This is a genomic window from Xenorhabdus lircayensis, from assembly GCF_016306625.1.
GTDB lineage: Bacteria > Pseudomonadota > Gammaproteobacteria > Enterobacterales > Enterobacteriaceae > Xenorhabdus > Xenorhabdus lircayensis.
This window is the reverse complement of record NZ_JACOII010000044.1, coordinates 120,274-143,730: the sequence shown is the minus strand read 5'-3', so window position 1 is coordinate 143,730 and position 23,457 is coordinate 120,274. Positions and strand designations below refer to the sequence as shown.

Below are 23,457 nucleotides of genomic sequence, written 5' to 3'. Positions count from 1 at the left end.
TTATTCACTTGCTTTGTTACCCACGCTGACGCCAGTGGCTAATCAAATTGTGATAGTTAGTTTTTATTTGCCGAATGAGGGTTTCTTCATCAATTTCATCCGCCAGCCATTGCAATGAAGGCTGACCAAATAGCGTTCGTCCAACGGCAAAACCTTTGACGATCGATTTACCCGCAGCCGCATTGAAACTTGCTTTCAAGATCGCCTCTGGTGCATCAAGACCAAGGATCACAACGCCACGGCAATAGGGATCACGCTGTTCAACCAATGCCGTAATTTGATCCCAAGTGACCGATTGCATTGGCGGTAGTTTCCACCAATCCGGTTTAATGCCGAGATTATAGAAACGCTGGAGCGCACGCAGGTAAAGCTCATCAGAATGGGGCATATCTACTGGCAAAATCACTTCCAGCAACAATTCATGACCAGATTGGCAGCAGGCGGCATACACTTCCTGTACAGTTTTTTCCTGTTCCAGACGCAAGGGTTGGTTATCTTCTGGATGGAAGAACACTAAACATTTCACAATATGTTCCCGTGGCCAACTGACAAGCTGGGAGCCAAGATTACCGTGTTCAAGGCAAAGCGGGCGGGAGCCGGGCAGTTCAATCGGGCGCCCAATCCATAGCCCCTGCCCTGTCGCGGTATTCAGTACGTCTTGGCCGAAACTGCTGTCACACAATATTCCCGCTTTCCCCTCCAAATGAGCTTCTACGCTGACTTCCTGACTGGCACGGAACAACAGTTTTTTTAGTTGCGGGATTCGATCGAGACTAGCATTTACTTTGCGCGCCATTTCGACAAACTGGATGCGGTGATCAAATGCCATGACACACAGTTCATCCCACTGTTTGTGGCGGCTACCAATGCGATGCAGGTGGTTGAGATACGAATCTACATCAGGGCGCGGTATTTCTGCCGCTCGGACAAGATAACTATCCAACTCAGTTTTATCTGGCATGGCTGGCGCACAGCCATGGCGGGAAACTACCAGAGCGCCACAGGCATTGGCATAAGTGCAGGCCTGTTCCCAGCTTTCGTTATTGAGATAACCACGCAACAAGCCAGACATAAAGGCATCCCCTGCTCCCAAAACGTTCAGGACTTCCACCTTGATGCCCTGTACAGTGACCCCCTCATCCAAAGTGTCGGGAATGGTTGCAGTAAATACAGAGCATCCCAATGCGCCCCGCTTGCAAACCAATGTGGCGGCAGTCAGCGCCCTCACTTGGCGCAAAGCGTCAACCGTATCCGTAGAGCCGCCAGCAATATGAAATTCCTCTTCAGTCCCCACAATCAAGTCAAACTGAGAGAGCACTTCCTGCAATTGCGCCGTCACCTGACCTGAAGGGATATAGCGAGTTTCTCCGTCACCGAGCGAAGTCAGCCCCCACAATACCGGACGATAATCGATATCAATGGCCGTTTTGACACCATTACGACGAGCATATCGCAGTGCAGTCAACACAGCATCACGAGTTTGCGGATGGGAAAGGTGAGTTCCGGTGATCGCCAGACAACGGGCAGAAGCAATATAGTCTTCGCTGAAATCATCACGAGTGATGGCCATATCAGCACAGTTATCACGGTAAAAAACCAGTGGGAAGGTTTCGCTATCTTTAATGCCGAGCAGAACTAAAGCCGTCAGACGCTCTTTGTCGGTAATCAAATGGCTGGTATCACAACCAATCCGCTCCAACTCTTCACGCAGAAAGCGCCCCATGTGTTCATCACCGACTCTTGCCAGCATTGAAGATTTTAACCCCTGACGCGCCGTACCATAGGCCACATTCCCCGAAGATCCCCCCAGGTATTTTGAAAAACTCCCCATGTCTTCCAGACGAGAGCCAATTTGCTGACCATACAGATCAACCGCGATACGCCCCATGCAGATAACATCAAACTTTCTATGCTGCTCCATTGATTCACCTCTTACCGAATACGGTATTTTGCTGAACTCTTTATTTTGTTGAACCTTAGACGATTTTGAACATCAGCTCTGGACAGCAGAATTTAATTAATTTCTGTGACATTAACCCAACGTTTCTCTTGGTGAGAATAGAGGATTGCATCCAGAATGCGTGAAACTTTCCAGCCTTCAGTAAAATCAGGCCACATGTTTTGCTCCAACGCGATACCATCAATCAAATCTCTGACTTCTACCGTTTTTTGATCGTTGAAACCAATACCATGCCCTGCACCATGACAGAAAGGGGCATAATCAGGATGTTCCGGCCCCACTAAAATAGTCTTGAATCCTTGACGGCTGGCGGGTTCGTCATGGCGATAAAGTTTCAATTCTGCCATCCGTTCCTGCGTGAAACTCAGTGTGCCTTTGGTGCCTGTCACAACATAGCCCAACCCCATTTTGCGGCCACAGGCGATACGGGATGTTTCAATGACTCCCATTGCTCCGGTATTGAAACGCACCATCGCATGAGCCTGATCTTCATTTTCGACAGGAATCAGCACAGAAGACCCCGCTTTTTCAGGACGCGCCTTCACTACCGTTTCTATGTCACCACAAACTGTCACAATATCCCCCACCAGATACTGCGCCATATTGATGATATGGGTGGCCAGATCCCCCAACGCGCCCAATCCCGCTTGTTCTTTAAAACAATGCCAGTGAATCGGACTAAGAGGATCAGCCATATAGTCTTCATTGTGAGTGCCATAAAAATGCACTACCTTACCAATTTCGCCATTCGCGATAATCTCTTTCGCCAGTTGTGCGGTGGGATTTTTCATGTAGTTAAAACCGACCAATGTCTTAACGCCCGCTTGGGCTGCGGCTTCCACCATCTGTTTTGCATCGTGGGAATTCAGTGCCAGTGGCTTTTCACAATAGATATGTTTACCGTGCTTGATGGCTTCCAATGCCATTTCTTTATGCAGGAAATTAGGAGTGCAGATATCGACAACATCAATATTGGGATCAGAAACCAATTCACGCCAGTTACCTGTCGAGCGTCGAAAACCGAGTACTTTTGCCTGCTCACAAGCCAGCTCTGCGGTTACGTCAGCGACCATTTCACGTATTAGTTGGCCTTTTAACGGAAATACTGTCGGAGCCTGTGCATAAGCAATGGCATGGGTACGGCCGATATAGCCTGTACCAATCAACCCAACTCGAATCTCTTTCATGCTATTTATTCTCCACTCCCTATCTCTTTTGCTCTTTATACGAAACATTTATTTCACAATCAACAATAAATGAAATATAAATTTCAATTCGTGATCCAGAAGGGTCTTTTTCAATAACAACATGAAAATAATTACATTCCTTTGGTATTGGACACGCCTGACAAGGAATTCCTGCACATTGGGGAGCAATGATGCTTCCATTTCTGCTCCTTCCATTTATTTTCCTGACATTACGCGTCTTCTGACGTACTTCCCGCCACAGGCCGCTTAAATAGAGCTTTGCCTATCTGATAGAAGACATAGCCCAGAATGCTGGCAGCAAATACATAGTAGAGTGCCATCACATAAGTCGGCACGTTATGGGCAAGGAAGACATACATGGAAATCGCAGCCAATGTGATTAACCACCCCATCGGTTTCACCACCGACCACGGCGTAATATCCACCTGCTCGGTATACACCTCTTGATAAGATTCGGCCGGAAAGAAATAGCCAATCGTCAGCATGAAGATGATATTCAGGACAAACAGAAGGCCAACCAGATGGAAGAAGTGGATATTAATGTTCAGGATAAAATTACAAATGATGTAAGCCGACATGCCAAACAACAGCCCCAATTTTGCCGCAATCGGGGGAACACGTTTTGTCATTAACCCAACCAGCACCACACTGAGGATCGGCGCATTGAAAATCCCCTGTAGTTGCTGAATCAGATAAAACAGTCCATCGGGGGCATTGGCGGCAAGTGGGGCAATGATCATCGTTGCCAGCGCCAATCCAATTCCCAGATATTTACCCAGCGCCACAGCCTGCGCTTCTGTGGCATGCGGGTTAATCCTCGATTTGTAGATATTGACGGTAAATAACGTCACGGAAGAGTTCAGCCCACCACTGAATGTCGAGAATACTGCTCCTACGACAACCGCAGCAAAGAAACCAACCAGAACTTTGGGCAGTACCAATTGTACTAATGCGGGATAGGCGTTATCTGGATTATCCATCTGACCGCTGAAGATATGGAATGCAATAATCCCCGGCAAAATAATGATGGAAGGAATGATGAGCTTAAATAAGGCACACAGCATTACACCTTTTTGCCCTTCCGCTAGATTCTTGGCACCCAATGATTTCTGCACAATCGATTGGTTGGTACACCAGAAGAACATGTTAGAGACAATCAGCCCTGTAAACAGAGTCGAGAATGGAACAAGCGAATCTTCACTACCAATGGAGTTAAATTTCTCAGGATGAGCTTGATAGACATCGGTTAAACCTTTCCATGCACTGCCATCCCCGACATACAACAAGGCAAAAACAGTCACTATCAAGCCACCGACAATTAAGCCAACGCCATTAATGGTATCGGCAACCGCAATGGCTTTGATCCCACCGAAGATTGCGTAAATTGCCCCAAGCCCGCCAACACCCCAAACCATGATCCAAAGCGCCGTGGTCTTATCAACCTGAAAAACATGAGAAACCTGAAACAAACTTTCCAGCGCAATGGCTCCGGTATATAACACGATGGGTAATAGTGAAATCACATACATCGCCAGAAATAGAATTGAGGTAATTAATAAGGTGTTTTTATCAAACCGGCGTTCAAGATATTCCGGGATCGTCGAAATTCCCAATTTCAGATACTTTGGCAGGAAGTAAATGGCAAATAAGACAATCGTTAATGCCGCAATCACTTCCCAAGCCATGACAATAAATCCGGTTCTGAATGCCAAACCATTCAAGCCGACCAAATGTTCTGTGGACAGGTTCATTAATAACATGGAGCTGCCGATATATATTCCAGTCAGGGAACGTCCGCCAAGAAAATAACCTTCGGTCGAAGCGCTTAATTGTTTGTTTCGCGTTTTGTAATAAGCAAACCCTGCCACCAGTAGGGTAAAACCAATAAAAGAAATAAAAGCTGACATATGACCCTCCACCCTGATTAACCGCTTTCAGGCAGTAATGAGCTGACAGGAAAGATGGTTGCTGGAACAGGCAAGGTATTTTTCTGAAATAAATGTTCCAGCAATACTTTTTATAAAATTCAGTTATAGGATCCGGTTATAAAATCCTGTCGTTATAGTTTGATTTCTTTACCGGATTGCAGAGATTCAAGTGCTTTGTCTGCAAGGTACAGCGCTTGTTCACCATCAGTGCCGCTGGTTTCAGGTGTTACCCTGCCCGCCATAACATCAACGAAATGGCTCCATTCTGCGATATAAGCTTCACGGTAGCGTTGCAAGAAGAAGTGCTCTGGTTTTGCGGTGATACAGCCTTCCTCGCCCCAGAATTCAACGCTGTTTTCCTTGATATTTCCGGCTGTCAGCAAACCTTTCTCACCATGCAGTTCAAGGCGCTGATCATAGCCATAGCCTGAACGACGGCTGTTGGTGATAGTCGCCATTGCCCCCGATGGGAATTTCATGACAATAAACGCGGTGTCAATGTCCCCTGCCTGACCAATGGCAGGATCAACAAGGTTGCTGCCCTGTGCATAGATAGCACAAGGCTCTTCGCCAATGATAAAACGCGCCATGTCAAAGTCATGAATGGTCATGTCTCGGAACATACCGCCAGATACCCGAACATATTCAGCGGGTGGAGGAGAAGGATCACGGGAGGTAATGAGCAAGGATTCCGCTTTGCCAACCGTACCAGCATCAAGCAGGTTTTTCAGCCGACGAAATTGGGGATCGTAGCGGCGATTAAACCCGACAAACAGAAGAACCTGACACGCTTTTACCGTTGCAAGACACTGATGAACCCGTTCAAGATCAAGATGAACCGGTTTTTCACAGAAAATCATTTTATTGTGACGAGCCGCCAATTCTATCAGATCCGCGTGAGTATCCGTTGCTGATGCGATCAGGACACCATGAACATCAGGATCTGCCATCGCTTCTTCGGTAGTCTGTATTTTGGTCTGATATTTCTGTGCCAATGTTTCAGCACTTGCCTGATGGGGATCTATCACAGAATAGAGACAAGTTTCTTTATGGCTGGCAATGTTCACAGCGTGAACCTGCCCAATTCGCCCAGCGCCAAATAACGCAATATTGAACATGAATGCTCCTTGATACCTCGGTAGCTGCTTTTGGTGTGGATAAAAACATATCAAATAAAATATTTATTTCAATTTTGTTTTATTTGAAAATTTTATTTTTTAGAGCCAGCTCATATAACTTTTATTCGGACACTCATTTTCCTGACAATTTTCGTCATAAACCTTTTGTTAATGAAGGCAAGTTAATTCAAATGCTCGATCATTTGCGGTATCGTCCCGCCAAAAAACAGATTAATTAATACTGGCGCACCTTTTTCTCCACATATTCCCTGATTTTTTCTGCTGAGGCTGTAATTACGGGATTATCAGCGACCTGTGCGGTTCCTGTTCTCCACCATGATTCATAGTCGTGAGTCATGGTTTTTGGCAGGACTTTAATGTCGATCAAGGTCGTGCATAGCTGTTTCTGCGCATCCTGCAAAGCGGCAATCAATTGTTGTTCGTCATGCACCCGATAACTTTTGCAACCGTAACTTTCCGCATTCTTGGCAAAATCTACCAGTATCAGTGCCCCATCCAACTGACCATTCTGCTGATTGCGATAACGATTTTCCGTGGCAAAACTTCCCATGCCTTGACTCATCTGCAAATTGTTAATGCAACCGAATCCGGCATTATCAAACAGCAGCACAGTGACCTTGATATTTTCCTGAATGGCTGTTTGTAATTCGCTGTTCAGCATCAGGTACGAGCCATCACCAACCATTGCGTAAACGGGCTGTTCCGGACAGGCGAGTTTTGCCCCCAGCGATGCCGCGATCTCATACCCCATACAGGAATAACCATATTCAAGGTGATAAGTATCGGGTACTTTCGGTTGCCAAACTCGTTGTAAGTCCCCCGGCAGAGAACCCGCCGCCCCCACAATGATGGCGTTTGGTTCCAAATACTGATCCATCACGCCAAGCACGCGTGTTTGGGTCAGGTTGGTTTGCAGCGTTGCGCTGTACTCGACTAATTTTTCATCCAAATGCCCCGCGATTTCTGGCTGGAACCCGGCCTGATATTGAATAGAAAACAATCGGCCCAATTCCTGCTTCCAAGCTGCCTTCGCCTGTGCAATTTCCTGCTGCCACGCCGAACACCATGCAGTTTTTGCCAGTTCTTGCGCAATGGCATTCAGCCCCTCACGAGCATCCGCCAACACGCCTACGGCATCCAGTTTACAGGCGTCAAATTCCGCCACGTTGATAGTGAGGAATTCCACTTCTGGGTGTTGGAACAGTGATTTTGAAGCGGTCGTGAAATCGGTAAAACGTGTCCCAACGCCGATAATCAAATCGGCTTCTTTGGCAAGTAGATTCGCCGCCAGACAGCCCGTCGTGCCAATTCCACCACAATTCAATGGATGTTCTGCCACAACCGCACTTTTCCCAGCCTGTGTTTCGGCGAATGGAATATTGAATGTTTCAGCAAACTGGCGAAAAGCGTCATGCGCTTCGGAATAACGCACGCCACCACCACAAATCAGCAGCGGCTTTTTCTTGCGCTGAATCAGTGCCAGCGCATCCTGAATTCGAGACTGGGAAGCAGGGCGACGTTCAATCTGATGAACCCGTTTCTGGAAGAAGTAATCAGGATAATTCCATACTTCTCCCTGAACATCTTGCGGAAGACAGATCGTAACGGCGCCGGTAGCTGCCGGATCTGTCAATACCCGCAGGGCGTGGATCATCGCAGTCATCAATTGTTCTGGTCTGGAAACGCGATCCCAGTAACGGGATACTGGACGGAAACAATCATTAGTACTGATGGTGCCATCGCCATATTGTTCAACTTGCTGCAAAACAGGATCAGGCTGACGGCAAGCAAAGGTATCCCCCGGCAATAACAGTAATGGAATGCGGTTCGCTGTTGCGGTTGCGGCAGCCGTCACCATATTGGCCGCTCCTGGCCCAACAGAAGAGGTTACGGCAAAAATCTGCCGACGTTTTTTCTGCTTGGCAAAACCTGTCGCAATATGCGCCATTCCCTGCTCATTACAGCCTTGATAAACGTGAAGATGTCCGGGTTCCTGCTCCAATGCTTGCCCTAATCCCACCACATTACCGTGACCAAATATTGTGAAGACACCCCGAATAAAGGGATATTCTTTATCATCGACATGGATATATTGCTGGTTGAGAAATTTAACCAAAGCCTGAGCCATCGTCATTTTCTGTGTATTCACTGGCGTATTATTCATAGAAATAGCTACTCCATCGTTGGCATCACAAAGTGGCTATCGTGATGTTCCAGACGCACACTGGCAGGCCAGCGGCTAGTGACGGTTTTCATGCGAGTATAGAAGCGCACACCATCATTGCCATGTACATTGAGTGGCCCGAAGATGGAACGTTTCCAGCCGCCAAAACTATGGAATGCCATCGGCACTGGGATGGGAATATTCACGCCAACCATACCAGCCTGAACATCTTCACTGAATTGGCGGGCAGTTTCGCCATCACGGGTAAAAATAGCCGCCCCATTGCCATATTCATGGTGATTAACCAATTTCAATGCGGTGTCATAATCCGGTACGCGGACAATGACAAGCACAGGGCCAAAAATCTCTTCTTTATAGATTTTCATGTCTGGCGTGACATAATCAAATAGTGTCGGCCCCACGAAATAGCCATTTTCATAGCCAGCAACCTGATATCCGCGCCCATCCACCAACAATTTTGCGCCCTGCTCTACACCACTTCGGATGTAGTCACAGATTTTCGCCTTGTGCTGTTCGGAAATCACCGGCCCCATATCGTTTTCTTTTCCTTTGCTAATCCCCATTCCGTCATTAATACCGGGGCCTACCGATATTTGGCTGATCTGTTGCTGGAGCTTTTCTACCAGTTCATCTGCAATCTCATCCCCAACTGCCAGCACAACAGACAATGCCATGCAGCGTTCCCCTGCCGCCCCAAAAGCCGCCCCCATAATGGCATTCGCAGCCATATCCATATCCGCATCCGGCATTAAAACACTGTGGTTCTTCGCGCCGCCCAATGCCTGACAACGTTTGCCATGCGCCGATGCCGTCGTGTAGACATACTCCGCAATCGGTGTTGAACCGACAAAACTCACCGCATGAATGTGAGGATCAGTGAGCAACACATCAACCGCTTCCTTATCCCCTTGCACAACATTAAATACCCCATCCGGCAAGCCTGCCTGCTGCAATAATTTCGCCAGTTCAATGGAGAGGGATGGATCTTTTTCAGACGGTTTCAAGACAAAGGTATTTCCCGTCGCCAATGCAATCGGGAACATCCACATTGGCACCATTGCAGGAAAGTTAAATGGAGTGATACCAGCACAGACACCTAATGGCTGCATTAGAGAGTGGCTGTCAACACCTGTTCCCACATTAGCAGAGTGCTCCCCTTTTTGCAGATGAGGCATACCGCAGACAAACTCGACCACTTCAAGACCGCGAGTCAATTCTCCCACGGCATCAGAATAGATTTTTCCATGTTCCTCAGAAATCAGCCGTGCCAATCTATCGCAGTTCTCTTCAAGCAATGACTTAAATTTGAACATGATTCGGGCACGTTTCAGCGGGGAAGTTTTTGACCATTCGTTAAAGGCCAGATGGGCAGATTCAATGGCATGCTTGGTCTCATGAACAGTGCTCAAGGCGACCCGCCGAATTTCCTGCCCCGTGGCCGGATTAAAGATGGATGAAATGCGATCACTTTGACTATCAATGAGTTGCCCGCCAATAAAATTTTTAATCTGTTCCATTCTGCGCCTCACTAAATACAATTACGATTGAATTACTAAGGATTGAATTACTAAGGATTGAGTCAAGATGCTACAGATATATGAAATATACATTTCATTTTCAATAAGTATTGAAATACTCTTTAATTAATGTGATCAACACGCTATTTTTATGCAATTACATTCATTACATAGTGGCAACTTGCGAGCACCTTCGCTTGCATCAAGCATAATTGCCTGATGATGAATGAATTATCTATTTCATTACAATTTCTTTATGGGGGCATTATGTCTGCTGCGTCTAACCTGAATGAACTTCAAGAACAAGTGCGCTCACGTTATGGTGAGTTAAGTAAACGATTACAACAAGTTGCAAGATATATACTGGATAATACGAATAGTGTCGCATTTGATACCGTTGCCGTTATCGCAAAAGAGGCCGATGTTCCGCCTTCCACACTGATCCGCTTTGCCAATGCCTTTAATTTCAGTGGGTTCAATGAAATGAAACAACTATTTCGCATGAATCTGGTGGAAGAAACGGCCAGCTATACCGATCGGGCACGGCTGTTCAAAGAGTTGGATAGCGATCATCAAATACCGGAAGATCCACAGCATATTTTGCAGGAATTTGCTCATTCCAATGCTCAGGCCATGCAACAGCTCGCCGCCCGTACTCCGGCAGAGGATTTGAATAATGCGGTGAATTTGCTGGCGAATGCCAACAACATTTACATTATTGGGCTACGCCGCTCTTTCAGTGTCGCGTCATACCTGACTTACGCTCTCAGTCATCTGGAGTGCCGCCCCTTGCTGATCGATGGTTTGGGTGGCATGTTCCGCGAGCAAATGAATATGATTGGCCCGAAGGATGTGGTGGTATCCATCAGTTTTACGCCCTATGCCGAAGAAACCGTGATGGTCAGTGAAAAAGCGGCACAGGCCGGTGCAAAGCAAATTGTGATTACTGATAGCCAAATTAGCCCACTGGCCAGTTTTAGCGATGTTTGTTTTGTGGTGAAAGAAGCACAAGTTGATGCGTTCCGTTCTCAGTCGGCTACGTTGTGTCTGGTGCAGTCATTGACCGTGGCACTGGCTTATCGGCAAGGAAATGCGGATTGATGGTGTTTGATCGTGCTTTTTGATAGCTAATAACCTTCTATTGACCTCTCACAGCTTATATTCGCTCAGAATCAAATATTCTTGCTTTTGAGCGAATCATTTTCATGTCATCACCATTTCAAATTTTTCTCCTACGTAAACAGAGTTATTTTAAATATCCTTAAACTTGTAAATCACAGATATAATTTCATTATAAAATAATCACAATCAATTTTTATTATAAATATATATTATAAATATATCTATATATTTAAATATTTTATGATTCGTGCATTATTTAAAATAATATTTATTTAATTTTGGTATGAAAGTATCTTTTAAAGACAAACTGTTTCAATAACTAATAATAACCATTAATGAAAATATTTAATGGCAATTAGTTTTATTTCTTTTTTCGGCATTGGCTCCACAATGTAGGACAATAAAAACCGTGAATTTAAAAATTAACACATTGATAAAGAATAACTTTAATTCAAACAAAGTTTACCAACTCCAATAATCGCTTATGAATTCAATAACTGTCAGTGATTGGGACAACCTTCAAAGCTATATATCACTATACGCTATATATCACTATACCAAAATATGATTATACCAAGATATCTCTATACACAGGGTTAAGCCTTACAAGTATTGGCATAGGCACACCCAAAATATAAAAAATAAAGAGTAATAATGGTTAATCCTTGACAAAAGAATGGGATGAATATGCTTCAAAAGCAGAATTCCTGCCAAATTAAAAATGCCCATAACAACAATAAATTACTATATCTGCCGATCAGCCAATATAGGCATGAAGGCTAATTAAAATATTTATTTTCCAATGTAACACCAGGACCGATTCGAAAAGTAATCACCTGATATTTGCTCAGATGAATAAATTTTTATTTAACCCTAAATCCGAAGGAAGTATTCGCATGGATAACATTCTGGCCTCTCCATTTACACGCCTGTTTTGGAATGAATGGACTCTCGATCCTGATTCATTTAAGTACAATATGGTTGTGGACCAAACTATTTATGGCAATTTGGATAAAAACAAATTGAGTTGGTCTGTACAGGAATTGATGAATCAATATCCTTTACTACGCGCTCGGCTTGATGAAGAAAATGGTGAGTTATATTGGAAACCCTGTTTGGATTGCGATAATCCTCTGCAAATTTTTGACAGCGAAGAAAAACTACGCCAATTTGCCTTAATGCCATTTGATTTGAAACAAGGGCCGCTGATCCGGTTTGGATTGTTTCAGCAGTCAACACAGCAATTTCAACTGGCCATTGTATTGCACCATATTGTTGTGGATGGCGAGAGCACTGAGGAGTTCTACCACGCCATATCCGACCTCTATAATCAACGGCCCCTGCGTCATTCTCCCCTGACTCTGGAACAAATTGCAGAAAAGTTTGCTCAATATCATCGACAGGTAGAGATATTGGAAAAGCATCATCCCGAACAATTCTGGCAAACCTGTCTGGATGGCGTGAACGCCAGCAATTCTTTGCCCTATTTGTCAGTACAGAAAAAAGATGAGCAGGAATTGGCCGGAGAATACCGTTTCAGCCTGCCATTGAATGACTGGCAACGTCTCAGGCACTCTGTGCGACACGGTACACCATTTCTTATATTCAAAACGTTGTGGGCAGTACTGATTGCGCAATATTCCCCTGATAAGAAAGCGCATATCAGTTACCCTCTCGCTCTGGCAGGCAGCGAATCCCTTTCATTGGGTGCTCAAATCAATACCGCAGTTTTTCCTCTACAATTGGATGATACTGCCAGTTTTGCTTCACTCTATCAGCACACGCTAAGTTATACTTCATCATTGAAAGCGGCACCCGGCCTGCGTTTCTCATCCTGGCCGATCTTTCAGGTTCTGCGTTCTACCCCTGTTCGTCAGTTGAATGTTGCCCTGTCCCAAGCTCATCTCAAGGATATCCGTCTGGAACTGGAAGATTGTGAAGTTCATTACAATCACCGTTTCAACAATGATTTAGCCAATTCAGAATTAGTACTGGAATACCAGCAACAAGCTGATCAATGGTCTTTTCGCATCCGCTATCTGCTCGACCGCTTTCACCCGATGCAAATCGCAGTCTTGGGCGAACAGTTCCAACAATTACTGGTGAATGCCCTGACGAGTCCTGAAACGCCGCTCCAACAATTTCCGTTCCTGTCCACTAGTCAAAGCAGAATGTTATTGGAATTCGGAAATCGGGGGAAACAGATAGATATTCCTGCGGCAACTCTTCATACGACAACTCTTCATACGACAACGCTCCATAAAAATTTTCAGCAGCAGGCGAAGCTACATCCGCAACGCATTGCCCTGATCGATAACCAGCAACAATTGAGTTATGCGGAATTGGAACAGCGCAGCAATCAATTAGCTCACCTGATACAAGGGCGCTATCAACAGGCAACAGGGCAGTCACTATCCCCTGATATCTTATTGCCTATTTGCCTGAACCGTGGGGTCGACATGGTGATTGCCATGCTGGCGATCATGAAAGCAGGCGCGGCCTATCTGCCTCTTGACCCGCAAATACCATCCCAACGATTGGCCTATATTCTGGCAGACAGTCAGTCTCGGTTGGCCATTACGCAGATGGCACACCAAGCCAGATTGCACGATCACGGGCAAAATCTGGCTCTGCTGGCATTAGATAACCCCAACGATGATTATCGCCACCAACCAGACTGTGCCCCAGAAACAGCCGCTGGGCCACGTTCGCTGGCCTATTCTATTTATACTTCCGGGACGACAGGGCGTCCAAAGGGAACGTTGTTAGAACATCGCGGCGTATTGACTATGCTTGATGGTCAATATGCCGCTCTCATTGAAGGTATTGAGTTTCCTCAACGCTGGTTGCAGTTCGCTTCTCTGGCGTTTGATGCTCATGTGTTCGAGACGTTCATCGCCCTGTGTTTTGGGCATACATTGGTGATTGCTTCGGAAGAAGAGCGCCATGATATCGACCTGCTGATAAAATTAATCGAACAATATCAGGTTGAAGGCGCTATTTTTCCGCCTACGCTACTGAAAACAAAACCAGCATTGCCTGTTACATTGCAAACCATCCTGGTCGGAGGCGAATCAACCCCACAAGCCATTCTGGATCATTACACAATGCAGGGTCGGCGATTGTTCAATGCTTATGGCCCGACGGAAGCCAGCGTGTGTGCCACCATACACCGTTATCAAGGGAATGGGGATGGCGATCGCAATATTGGTCAACCGTTTCCGGGTGTTCATGCCTATGTGTTGGATGAGCGGTTGCAGTTGGTGCCGATGGGAATGGGCGGTGGACTGTACCTTTCTGGGCCTGTGTTAGCCAGAGAATATCTGGGACAACCCGAGTTAACGGCAAAGGCGTTCATCGCCAATCCTTTTGCACAGCATTCCGATGATCAGCGGCTCTACCGCACAGGTGATCAGGCCCGTTGGTTGCCGAATGGAGAACTGGAATATCTGGGGCGCAAGGATTTTCAGGTAAAAATTCGCGGACATCGGGTGGAATTGGCTGAAATCGAACAAGCGTTTATTGCGGCATCGGGGCTAATTCAATGTACGGCGCAAGTACGCGGTCAGGATCGCTCACAAATCGTGGTCTACTATGTTTCAAATATTACTGTTTCAAATATCACTGTTTCAAATATCACCCTAAACGAAGATAATCTCCGGCGCTCGTTACGGCTTTCCCTGCCGGATTACATGATGCCATCTGCATTCGTGCAGTTGGAAACCTTGCCGATGACCATTAATGGCAAGCTGGATGCGACGGCGTTACCAGAACCCGATTTCAAACAGAGCCATCACTTTTACCGTGCCGCAACCACTGAGCTGGAGCACAAGCTGCAAATTATCTGGCAGCACATTTTGGGAGTGGATGAGATTGGCATTGATGATGACTTTTTCCATCTGGGGGGCGATTCCATTTCCGTCATCCGCCTGATTTCAGAAATGCGTCGTCAGCAGTTACCATGCAGCACCAAGCTATTACATCAATGCCGCACTATTGCCAAGCTGGCAGCACAGTTGTCAGAGCCAAATGAAGCTCAGATGCTACCTGCCGAACAGGGAAGACTACAGGGTGATTTCCCTCTGCATCCCATTCAGCATTGGTTTTTCGAACAGGCATTTCCTCAATCCAACCATTGGAATCAGGCTTTCTTGATTCAAGTGCCGCCTTTAATGCCCCAGAAACTAGAAACCGCAGTTCAGGCATTGGCAGAACGGCATGATATGTTACGAGTTCGCTTTCTCCCTGCTGATCGCCAGCGTTATCTGGATTTCACGCAAGTGACACCAACGGCGCTGGAAATTTGCCATTATGATCAATTGAGCGAGAGCGAGTTCAATAATTGTCTGGATGCTTGGCAAAGTGATTTCGATATCGCCACTGGTCCACTGTGGCGTTTTGCTTATATTGATGGATATCCAGATGGTTCAGCACGTATTTATTGTGCCCTGCATCACCTGATTGTTGATGCCGTATCATGGCGCATCCTATTGGATGATTTGAAACAGCTTTATCATGGTGAAACACTTGGCCCCAAAACAGCCAGCTATCGGCAATGGCAAGCAGCCCTGACGGAACAAATTCCTCACTTTGAGTCTCAACGTGAATTCTGGCAGCAACAATGTGTATCACAAAGTGACTACCGTCCGTTGCTGGATACCCGCGATACCCGCCAATACCTGTGGCAAACTTTGCCATCCACAGCCAGTATCCGTCTGCTGAATGTGGCCAGTGGTGCAGCAAAGCACGATCCCCAAAAACACAATCCCAATGAGGTATTACTGACTGCGCTGCTGCATACTCTGGATCATGTCAGCGGAATATCAAATCATACACTGCTATTGGAAGGGCATGGCCGCCAGCTCCCATCCGTGCAATTGGATGTTGGCCGTACTGTTGGCTGGTTTACTGCGCTGTATCCCCTGCATTTTTCTACCGATGGTGAAAGGACAATTTCCTTACAGCAAGTCCACTCGACTCTAGCCAACGTACCGGATTCAGGTATTTCATACGGCCCCCTGCGCAACACGCTCTCCTTACCTTATCCGGCAATTGTATTCAATTATCTGGGGCAGTTACAGACGCATGAAAGTGATTGGCAAATGACCGCCGAAACAGCCGGCCAGACGATCCATCCACGTAATGTTGATAGCGGTTTGCTTACCCTTAACGTCTGGTTTATCGGCCAAGATCTGCACTATCGCTGGGACGGCTTACTGAGCCAAACGCAGCTTGTTCAACTGGATCACCACTTCCAGACCGCATTGATACAGTTGATCGACAATGTCGTACCTTCCACTGATACAACCCTGCAAGAAATGGACTACGAAATTGATGCCGCTTTACTGGCGCGGCTGCCAGCAGGATTAGAACCTGTTTGGGTCTATCCGGCCAACAGCCTGCAACAGGGATTCATTCACCATCATCTGAGCCATCCGCATAATTCGATCTACCATTTTCAGTTTGTACTGGATTACGCACAACCCATCGAACCCCGCCATTACCGCAAGGCTTGGCTATGTGCACAACAAAAGTATCCTATATTGCGCACGGGTTTTGACTGGCAGGAACAGTTTCGGCAAATTGTGTTCCAGCATGTTGAATTGTCCTGGCAATACCATGATCTCACTGCTCACTCCGCCCCAGACCAAGCGTTGGTGGAACTGAGCCAACACCAAAATAATCAGCCTTTCGACCTGCGCCAGCCGGAATTAATGCGCGTTTGCCTCGTTAAGCTAGATGCAGGCCGATACAGCCTGATTCATACCAGTCACCATATTATTAACGATGGCTGGAGTAATCAGATCTTGCTGGAATACGTTCACCGTACTTACCAACAGCTACAGGCAGGTCAAACACCAGATACCCACAGCGATACAGCCTATCTGGCTACTCAGCGTTATTACGCCAGTCAAGCGGGAGAATGCCGCAGCCACTGGCAGCAACTTGGTATCCAGCATTGGGAAAGCACCGATATTTCTCTGCTGTTGAATACCCCTGACAATGGCGCGTCAGAAGCCCAAACTACAGTGCATTACACACTTCCCCATGCGGTTGCTTTGTCATTGCAAGAAACCGCCCGCAATCATGGCCTGACACTCAACGTCATGTTGCAGTTCGCTTGGCATAAGTTACTGCACCTGTTTAGCCAACAAGCTCAAACCATCGTTGGCATTACCCTGTCTGGCCGCAATCACCCCGTCTCAGGGATAGAAAATAGCGTCGGTCTATTTATCAATACATTACCCTTGATGATGGATTGGGAACCACAACTGACTTGCCTCCAACAACTTCGTACACTTCATCAACGCATGATTGATTTGGATACTTACAGTTATCAACCTCTGGCTGAATTACCATTCATTGGTGAAAAACTCAGTGGTGGAAAATTCAGTGGTGGAAAACTGTTCCAAACGCTCTTTGTCTATGAAAACTACCCCACGACAAAATTAGAGACCATGCAGGCCAGTGTAAGGGCTGCCAAGGGCGATACTGACTACCCGTTGAATCTGATTGCCGAAGGTAATGTAGAACAAGGCCTGAAGCTCTCTCTGGCTTACAAACCCAGTTGCCTCAATGCAGAACGGGCCAATGCCATTTTGGAGATGTTAAGCGTATTGCTGGCTCGTCTGCCTTCCCATCTCCATTATCCGCACCAGAGGCTCTCCGCACTGAGTGACAACAAGCGCAAACAACTCTTAGAAGAGTGGGCTTTTGCTGCGCCAGAACCAAAAATAGAGGAATCCATCACTCTGCATGGTCTGTTGGAGAGACAGGCTCGATTGACACCACAGCATCCGGCCTTAATTGACGATCACCGAACGTTGAGTTATCAAGAGCTGGATGATATTTCATCACATTATGCGGCTCAACTTCGGGCAATATACCGCCATCGCTTCCAGCGTGAATTAGCTTCAGGTGAACTGATTGGTCTGTGCTGCGAACGCAGCATTGATATGATTGTCTCATTACTGACCATTCTAAAAGCTGGCGCCGCCTATATCCCGATGGATACAAGAATGCCAGCAGAAAGGCTGGATTACATCATGCAGGACAGCAAAATGCGGCTGGTACTGACTGAGCCGGATCTGGCATCACTGTTTGACCGTCCCAACCTGCAACAGCTTTATCTGAGCGAATTGGTGGATGCAGAAACCATCGACGATATACCGCCATCTCTGCCGCAAGTTGAGCCTAATCAGTTAGCCTATGTGATTTACACCTCAGGCACGACTGGCAAACCAAAGGGAACACTGATAGAACACCGTGGCCCTGCGATCATGGCGCGCAGTTTACTATCCAGAATGGGATTGGGATCAGCACAACCAGGTCTTCGCTTCCTGCAATTTTCTTCCCTTGTATTTGATGCCCATTTGATGGAAAGCTTCCCGGCATTTGCCGGTGGCCACGCTCTGGTAGTCGCCTCTGACGCACAGCGTTATGACTTGCAGGAACTGCAAACGTTGTTGCAAAAGTGGCAAATGAGTTATGCAATGTTGCCACCTGCCTTGCTCAAACTCAAACCGACATTGCCGGATAGCCTGCAATGGCTGGCGGTGGGCGGTGAAGCGGTATCTCAGGATGTGTTGGATCACTATACGGCTCAGGGACGCCAGGTATTCAACTGCTACGGCCCAACCGAAGACAGTGTCTGTGCCACCGTTAACCCCTATCGTTACAATGGTGCGACGAATATCGGCAAGCCATTGGCTCAGAATGGTGCCTATGTGTTGGATACCAATCTGCAACCACTGCCTGTCGGCGTGCCGGGTGAGTTGTTCCTCTCTGGTGTAGGATTGTCCCGTGGTTATCTGAACCAACCCGCATTGAGCCAAGAAAAATTCATTGCCAACCCGTTCCAGCAACACACTGACCATTCGCGCTTATATCGCACTGGCGATATTGTTCGTTGGCGGGATGAGGGGTCATTGGAGTACCTTGGCCGCAATGACAGTCAGGTGAAAATTCGCGGGCATCGGATCGAACTGGGCGAAATTGAGAGTGTGCTCGCCACTGTCTCTGGTGTCGATCAGGCTGTGGCTATCATTCATGGCAAGGAATCCCCCAGAATTGTTTGTTACTACACTTCAACCCGTGGTGTAGAACCCTCCGAAATTCGCCAAGCACTGGCACAAGTGTTACCGCACTATATGCAGCCCAGTGCATTGATTCCGTTACCCCTCATTCCAATGACCATCAATGGCAAGCTGGATCACCGCATACTCCCAGCGCCCACCTTTACTGATTTACAGCAGAAATACACGTCCGCAGAAACACCTTTACAACAGCAATGTTGTGATATCTGGGCAGAATTGCTGCAATCGGAACGCATCGGCATCGACGATAACTTTTTCCAACTGGGCGGCAACTCTATTATGGCTATTCAATTGAGTAACCGTCTCAGTCAGGTATTGCAACGCCAAATACCTTTGGCTGCACTGAATCGTCATCCTACCGTCAGAGCCCTATGTACTTTCCTGTCAAGTCACGATGCTCAACTTGACGAAATACCAAAAGCAAATTTGCAACGCGGCGCCCTATCTTTTTCACAAATGCGGCTCTGGTTTATCGAAACGCTGATGCAGGAAAGTAATATCTATCATATTCCGCTGTTATTCACCCTGCGGGCCGATACCCAAATAGACCATTTTATCCGTAGCCTGCAAGCGGTAGTTCACCGTCATCAGGTATTACGCTGTACTTTTGAGCAAGATGACGAGGAGGCGTTTTTCCTGCAAGCCCATGATGAAGCGTTGCTCGTTCCCTGCGCTGAAGTGCAGGCAGATGAGTGGATAGATTTCTTGCGTCAAGAGAGCTTCCGAGTCTTTGATTTGCGCCACGAATACCCCATCAGGGCCAGACTATTGCAACGGATTGAACATGATGGGCAAGTCTCCCATTTCTGCCTGATCAACGTTCATCACATCAGCTTTGACGGCTGGTCGCTGAATATACTGTTAAGGGAGTTGGCCGAGTTTTATGCCGCAGAGTTGAACCAACGTCCACCAGCATTACCACCGCTGTCTATTCAATATATGGATTATGCCTCTTGGCATCAGCAATTGCTGTCCAGCGATAAACTAGAGCAGCTAAAACAGTTCTGGTTAAAACAGTTGCAACACTGCCCGCAGTTGGAACTTCCCTGCGACTATCCGCGCCCCAACATTTTTGACCACCGTGGCCACACGGTTGCTTTCTCTATCGTCCCACAATTGAGCCATCAACTGCGGCAATTGGCACGCCAATTAGGTGTTACATTACATTCCGTGTTGTTGACCGGTGTCAATTTCCTACTGCTCAGGTATTGCGGTCAGCACGATATTGTCGTCGGCAGCCCAATTGCCAACCGTTCACATCCGCAACTGGAATCACTGATAGGCATGTTCGTCAATATGTTGGTATTGCGTAATCACATAGCGACGGATTGGAGTGTAACCGAGCAAATCCGGCAGGTATTCGCCAGCACGATTACCAGCCAGCAGAATCAGGACATGCCTTTCGAGAAACTGGTTGAATTCCTGAACTTGCCACGTGACTTATCGCGCCATCCGCTGTTCCAAGTCTCTTTCTCCGTGGAGCAAAAAGCGAATGATATTGATGCCCCCTTCGCCATGCAAAGTCTGGCGGATGTGTATGATGTTGCCAAATTTGATCTCGGCTTCTGTTTTGAAGACGGTAACGAAGCGCTGTCTGGCAGCATTAACTATGCTACTGCATTGTTTGCACCAGACACCATTGATGGGATGATCAAGCACTTGCAGAATATATTCATACAGATGGCAGCTCATCCTGAGCAATTGGTGAAAAGCATCAGCCTATATTCACCAGAAGAGAGAATCGCCTTGTTGAAGCCGCCAATGGAAACACAGGATGCAGCTCTCTACTGTCATCCGCTGTATCAGGGTATCCTCGATTGGACTCAGCAGTCCCCGAATGATATCGCCCTGATTGATGCCAACGGCCAATGCAGCTATGCGAAAATGCTCCAGTCTGCACAGATATTGGCGGCACAAATCCACCAACATCCGCGCAACCAATCTGAGCTGATTGCGGTTCAGGTCAGCAAAGGCAGAGCGCAAATCATCGCTGTTCTGGCAATTTTACTGGCAGGACGGGCTTATGTACCGATGGATGTATCCTGGCCTCAGCAGCGTTGCCGGAAGATCATCGAACAGACCGGAACGCAATTAGTGATCAGTAACAAACCGTGGACAATGGCAACCTGTGAAGTGATCCAACTTGATCCTTACGGGCATACCCTGCACCAGCCAGCGCCTACACCTATGTCACTCCCCGTCCCTATTCGCTGTGACAGTCTGGCTTATGTGATTTTCACCTCTGGCTCCACGGGAACACCGAAAGGCATTGCTACCCGGCATGACACCGCGAATAACACCTTGATAGACATCAACCGTAAATTGAACGTCGTGCGGGGAGATACTTTGCTGGCGCTCAATGCCCTGTGCTTTGATCTGTCGGTTTATGACATATTCGGTATTTTGAGTGTGGGAGGAAGACTGGTTATACCTAGCGAAGAACAGCGATACCAGCCTGACACCTTGTTAACCCTGATCCGTGAACACGATGTCACTATCTGGAATGCGGCTCCTGCGCTGTTCGAGCTGCTATTGCAAGAAGTAGAAAACCGGACGGAGCCACCTATTGTTGAGATGGACAGAGTACTGTTATCCGGCGATTGGATCCCGGTTAACCATGTGCAGCGTTGCCGTGACTGGATTCCCAATTGCCGTATATTCAGCGGCGGTGGCGTCACCGAAGCCTCGGTCTGGTCAATTCTATTCGAAGTACCACCAGGGGCCAGCTATAACCACAGTATTCCTTATGGCAAGGCACTGGTTAATCAGGCTTTCCATATCTTGGATAATGATCTGGAACCTGTGCCGGCCCAAGCTATCGGTAAAATGTACATCAGTGGAATCGGATTGGCGATTGGTTACTATAAAGATCCGATCCGCACGGAAGAACGTTTCATCCAACACCCGATAAGCGGTGAGCGTCTGTATTGTACAGGCGATTTAGGTCGCTGGCTGCCAGATGGCAATATTGAATTCTTAGGCCGGATAGATAGTCAGGTTAAAGTCAATGGTTATCGGGTTGAGCTGGGGGCAATTGAAAATACGCTGATGGCAATAGAAGATATCCGCCAGTGTGCACTGGTTAAAGTCAGCGGTTCGTCTGACAGCTTGGCTGCCTATTACATCAGTGATAACCCCCTTGATGACACTGATTTGCGCCAACATCTCGCCCGCACGCTGCCGCCGTATATGGTGCCGGCTGTATTGGTGCGGATGCCGGAGCTGCCGCTGAACTCCAGTGGCAAGATAGACCGCAAGCAACTGTCAGCACTCAGTCACACCGCGCCAAAACAGCATCACTATCATGCACCACAGACCGAACAAGAGCAGCAACTCTGCCAACTCTGGCAACAGAGGCTAGGTCTGGAGCATGTTGGTATCAGCGACGACTTTTTTGAATGTGGAGGTACTTCCATTCTGGCGATCCCAGTCTGCCAACAGATGTCCGCCTTGCTGGGGCAATCAATTCCCGTGATGGAACTGTTCAAGCAACGCAATATTCGTGGCATTTTGGACAGCCTTGAATACCGGTTGGTACAGCCGTTGAACAAAAAGTCAACTCAGGAAACATTATGGATGATCCACCCAGCGATGGCAGGATGTGAAGTTTATCTGGATATCGCCAAAACGCTGGAGGGGCAATTGCATTGTCTGGGCGTGGATAATTACAACCTGTACCACCGGCCGTTAATCACCTCATTGCATGACATTGCCCGCTTCTATCTGGAGCAGATGGAAGGCTATCAACCATTGGCACAAGGCCCGGTGCATATTTTAGGCTGGTCAATGGGAGGGTTGATTGCGTTGGAGCTCGCCGCTCAACTGGAAGCCAGAGGAATCACGGATATCCATCTCTATCTGCTGGACAGTTTCTATCAGGTCAGTTTAGATTCCCTGCACCCAAGCTGGCGGCAAATGTTGTTGCAAGAATTGGGGCTGGAAGGCGATGCCGCAGCGCGGGCACTGGAAGCTGGCCCGGCGGATGACGCCATTTGCCAGAGTAAGATTTCCCAACGCTTGCAACATAGCCAAGTCACCCTGTTCAAAGCTACCCGACTGCCGAAATTCCATTCCCAATTAACTAAACGGGAAGTGACGCCAGCGGAGGCAATGTCCGCCAGTGACAACCATATAGGGCAAGCTTGCCAACATCTGTCCGTCATACCACTGCTTTGTGATCACCACGATATTATCAGGCAGGAAGTACAGATTATTGAGGGGATGTTAGAAATGGCTGATTGAGCCGATTTTTTGTAAAAGAACGGCGTGATTTTTATGGCAGTAAAACATATTGATTGCGCC

General features: G+C 47.3%; 8 protein-coding genes. 2 read left to right on the top strand and 6 right to left on the bottom strand.

From position 1 onward, the window contains the following. Positions 1 to 16 precede the first annotated feature (16 nt). The 6 genes from H8A87_RS13280 to H8A87_RS13255 form a co-directional block, all read right to left on the bottom strand. Entirely contained in the window at positions 17 to 1,921 is a 1,905-nt protein-coding gene (locus H8A87_RS13280; protein WP_198690425.1) for a bifunctional 5-dehydro-2-deoxygluconokinase/5-dehydro-2-deoxyphosphogluconate aldolase, read from the bottom strand. A 92-nt stretch (positions 1,922 to 2,013) separates the two neighbouring features. Next, the gene (locus H8A87_RS13275; protein WP_198690424.1) at positions 2,014 to 3,147 is read right to left on the bottom strand and encodes a Gfo/Idh/MocA family protein; all 1,134 of its coding nucleotides are present in this window, start codon (positions 3,145 to 3,147) and stop codon (positions 2,014 to 2,016) included. A gap of 230 nt (positions 3,148 to 3,377) precedes the next feature. Beyond that, positions 3,378 to 5,075: a solute:sodium symporter family transporter gene (locus H8A87_RS13270; protein ID WP_198690423.1), complete on the bottom strand. Its 1,698-nt coding sequence runs from the start codon at positions 5,073 to 5,075 to the stop codon at positions 3,378 to 3,380. Between the two features lie 152 nt (positions 5,076 to 5,227). After that, positions 5,228 to 6,214 (bottom strand): inositol 2-dehydrogenase, encoded by a 987-nt coding sequence (gene iolG / locus H8A87_RS13265; protein ID WP_198690422.1) that lies wholly within the window; start codon positions 6,212 to 6,214, stop codon positions 5,228 to 5,230. A gap of 235 nt (positions 6,215 to 6,449) precedes the next feature. Then, complete coding sequence (gene iolD, locus H8A87_RS13260) at positions 6,450 to 8,384, bottom strand: 3D-(3,5/4)-trihydroxycyclohexane-1,2-dione acylhydrolase (decyclizing) (RefSeq protein ID WP_198690449.1); 1,935 nt, start codon at positions 8,382 to 8,384, stop codon at positions 6,450 to 6,452. Between the two features lie 23 nt (positions 8,385 to 8,407). Beyond that, a complete protein-coding gene (locus H8A87_RS13255) occupies positions 8,408 to 9,937 on the bottom strand; it encodes a CoA-acylating methylmalonate-semialdehyde dehydrogenase (protein ID WP_198690421.1) in 1,530 nt (509 codons plus the stop codon). Between the two features lie 267 nt (positions 9,938 to 10,204). On the opposite strand from H8A87_RS13255, the gene H8A87_RS13250 reads away from it, so the two are divergent. Both H8A87_RS13250 and H8A87_RS13245 read left to right on the top strand, forming a co-directional pair. Continuing rightward, on the top strand, positions 10,205 to 11,038 hold the full coding sequence (locus H8A87_RS13250) for a MurR/RpiR family transcriptional regulator (RefSeq protein WP_198690420.1): 834 nt from the start codon (positions 10,205 to 10,207) through the stop codon (positions 11,036 to 11,038). 917 nt (positions 11,039 to 11,955) lie between these two features. Beyond that, entirely contained in the window at positions 11,956 to 23,397 is an 11,442-nt protein-coding gene (locus tag H8A87_RS13245) for a non-ribosomal peptide synthetase (protein WP_198690419.1), read from the top strand. Positions 23,398 to 23,457: the final 60 nt, after the last annotated feature.

What these genes read in the sequence shown, in the direction of transcription:
- H8A87_RS13270 (WP_198690423.1), bottom strand. Translation starts at nt 5,075, where the DNA reads ATGTCAGCTTTTATTTCTTTTATTGGTTTTACCCTACTGGTGGCAGGG.
- H8A87_RS13280 (WP_198690425.1), bottom strand. Translation starts at nt 1,921, where the DNA reads ATGGAGCAGCATAGAAAGTTTGATGTTATCTGCATGGGGCGTATCGCG.
- H8A87_RS13275 (WP_198690424.1), bottom strand. Translation starts at nt 3,147, where the DNA reads ATGAAAGAGATTCGAGTTGGGTTGATTGGTACAGGCTATATCGGCCGT.
- iolG (WP_198690422.1), bottom strand. Translation starts at nt 6,214, where the DNA reads ATGTTCAATATTGCGTTATTTGGCGCTGGGCGAATTGGGCAGGTTCAC.
- H8A87_RS13245 (WP_198690419.1), top strand. Translation starts at nt 11,956, where the DNA reads ATGGATAACATTCTGGCCTCTCCATTTACACGCCTGTTTTGGAATGAA.
- H8A87_RS13255 (WP_198690421.1), bottom strand. Translation starts at nt 9,937, where the DNA reads ATGGAACAGATTAAAAATTTTATTGGCGGGCAACTCATTGATAGTCAA.
- H8A87_RS13250 (WP_198690420.1), top strand. Translation starts at nt 10,205, where the DNA reads ATGTCTGCTGCGTCTAACCTGAATGAACTTCAAGAACAAGTGCGCTCA.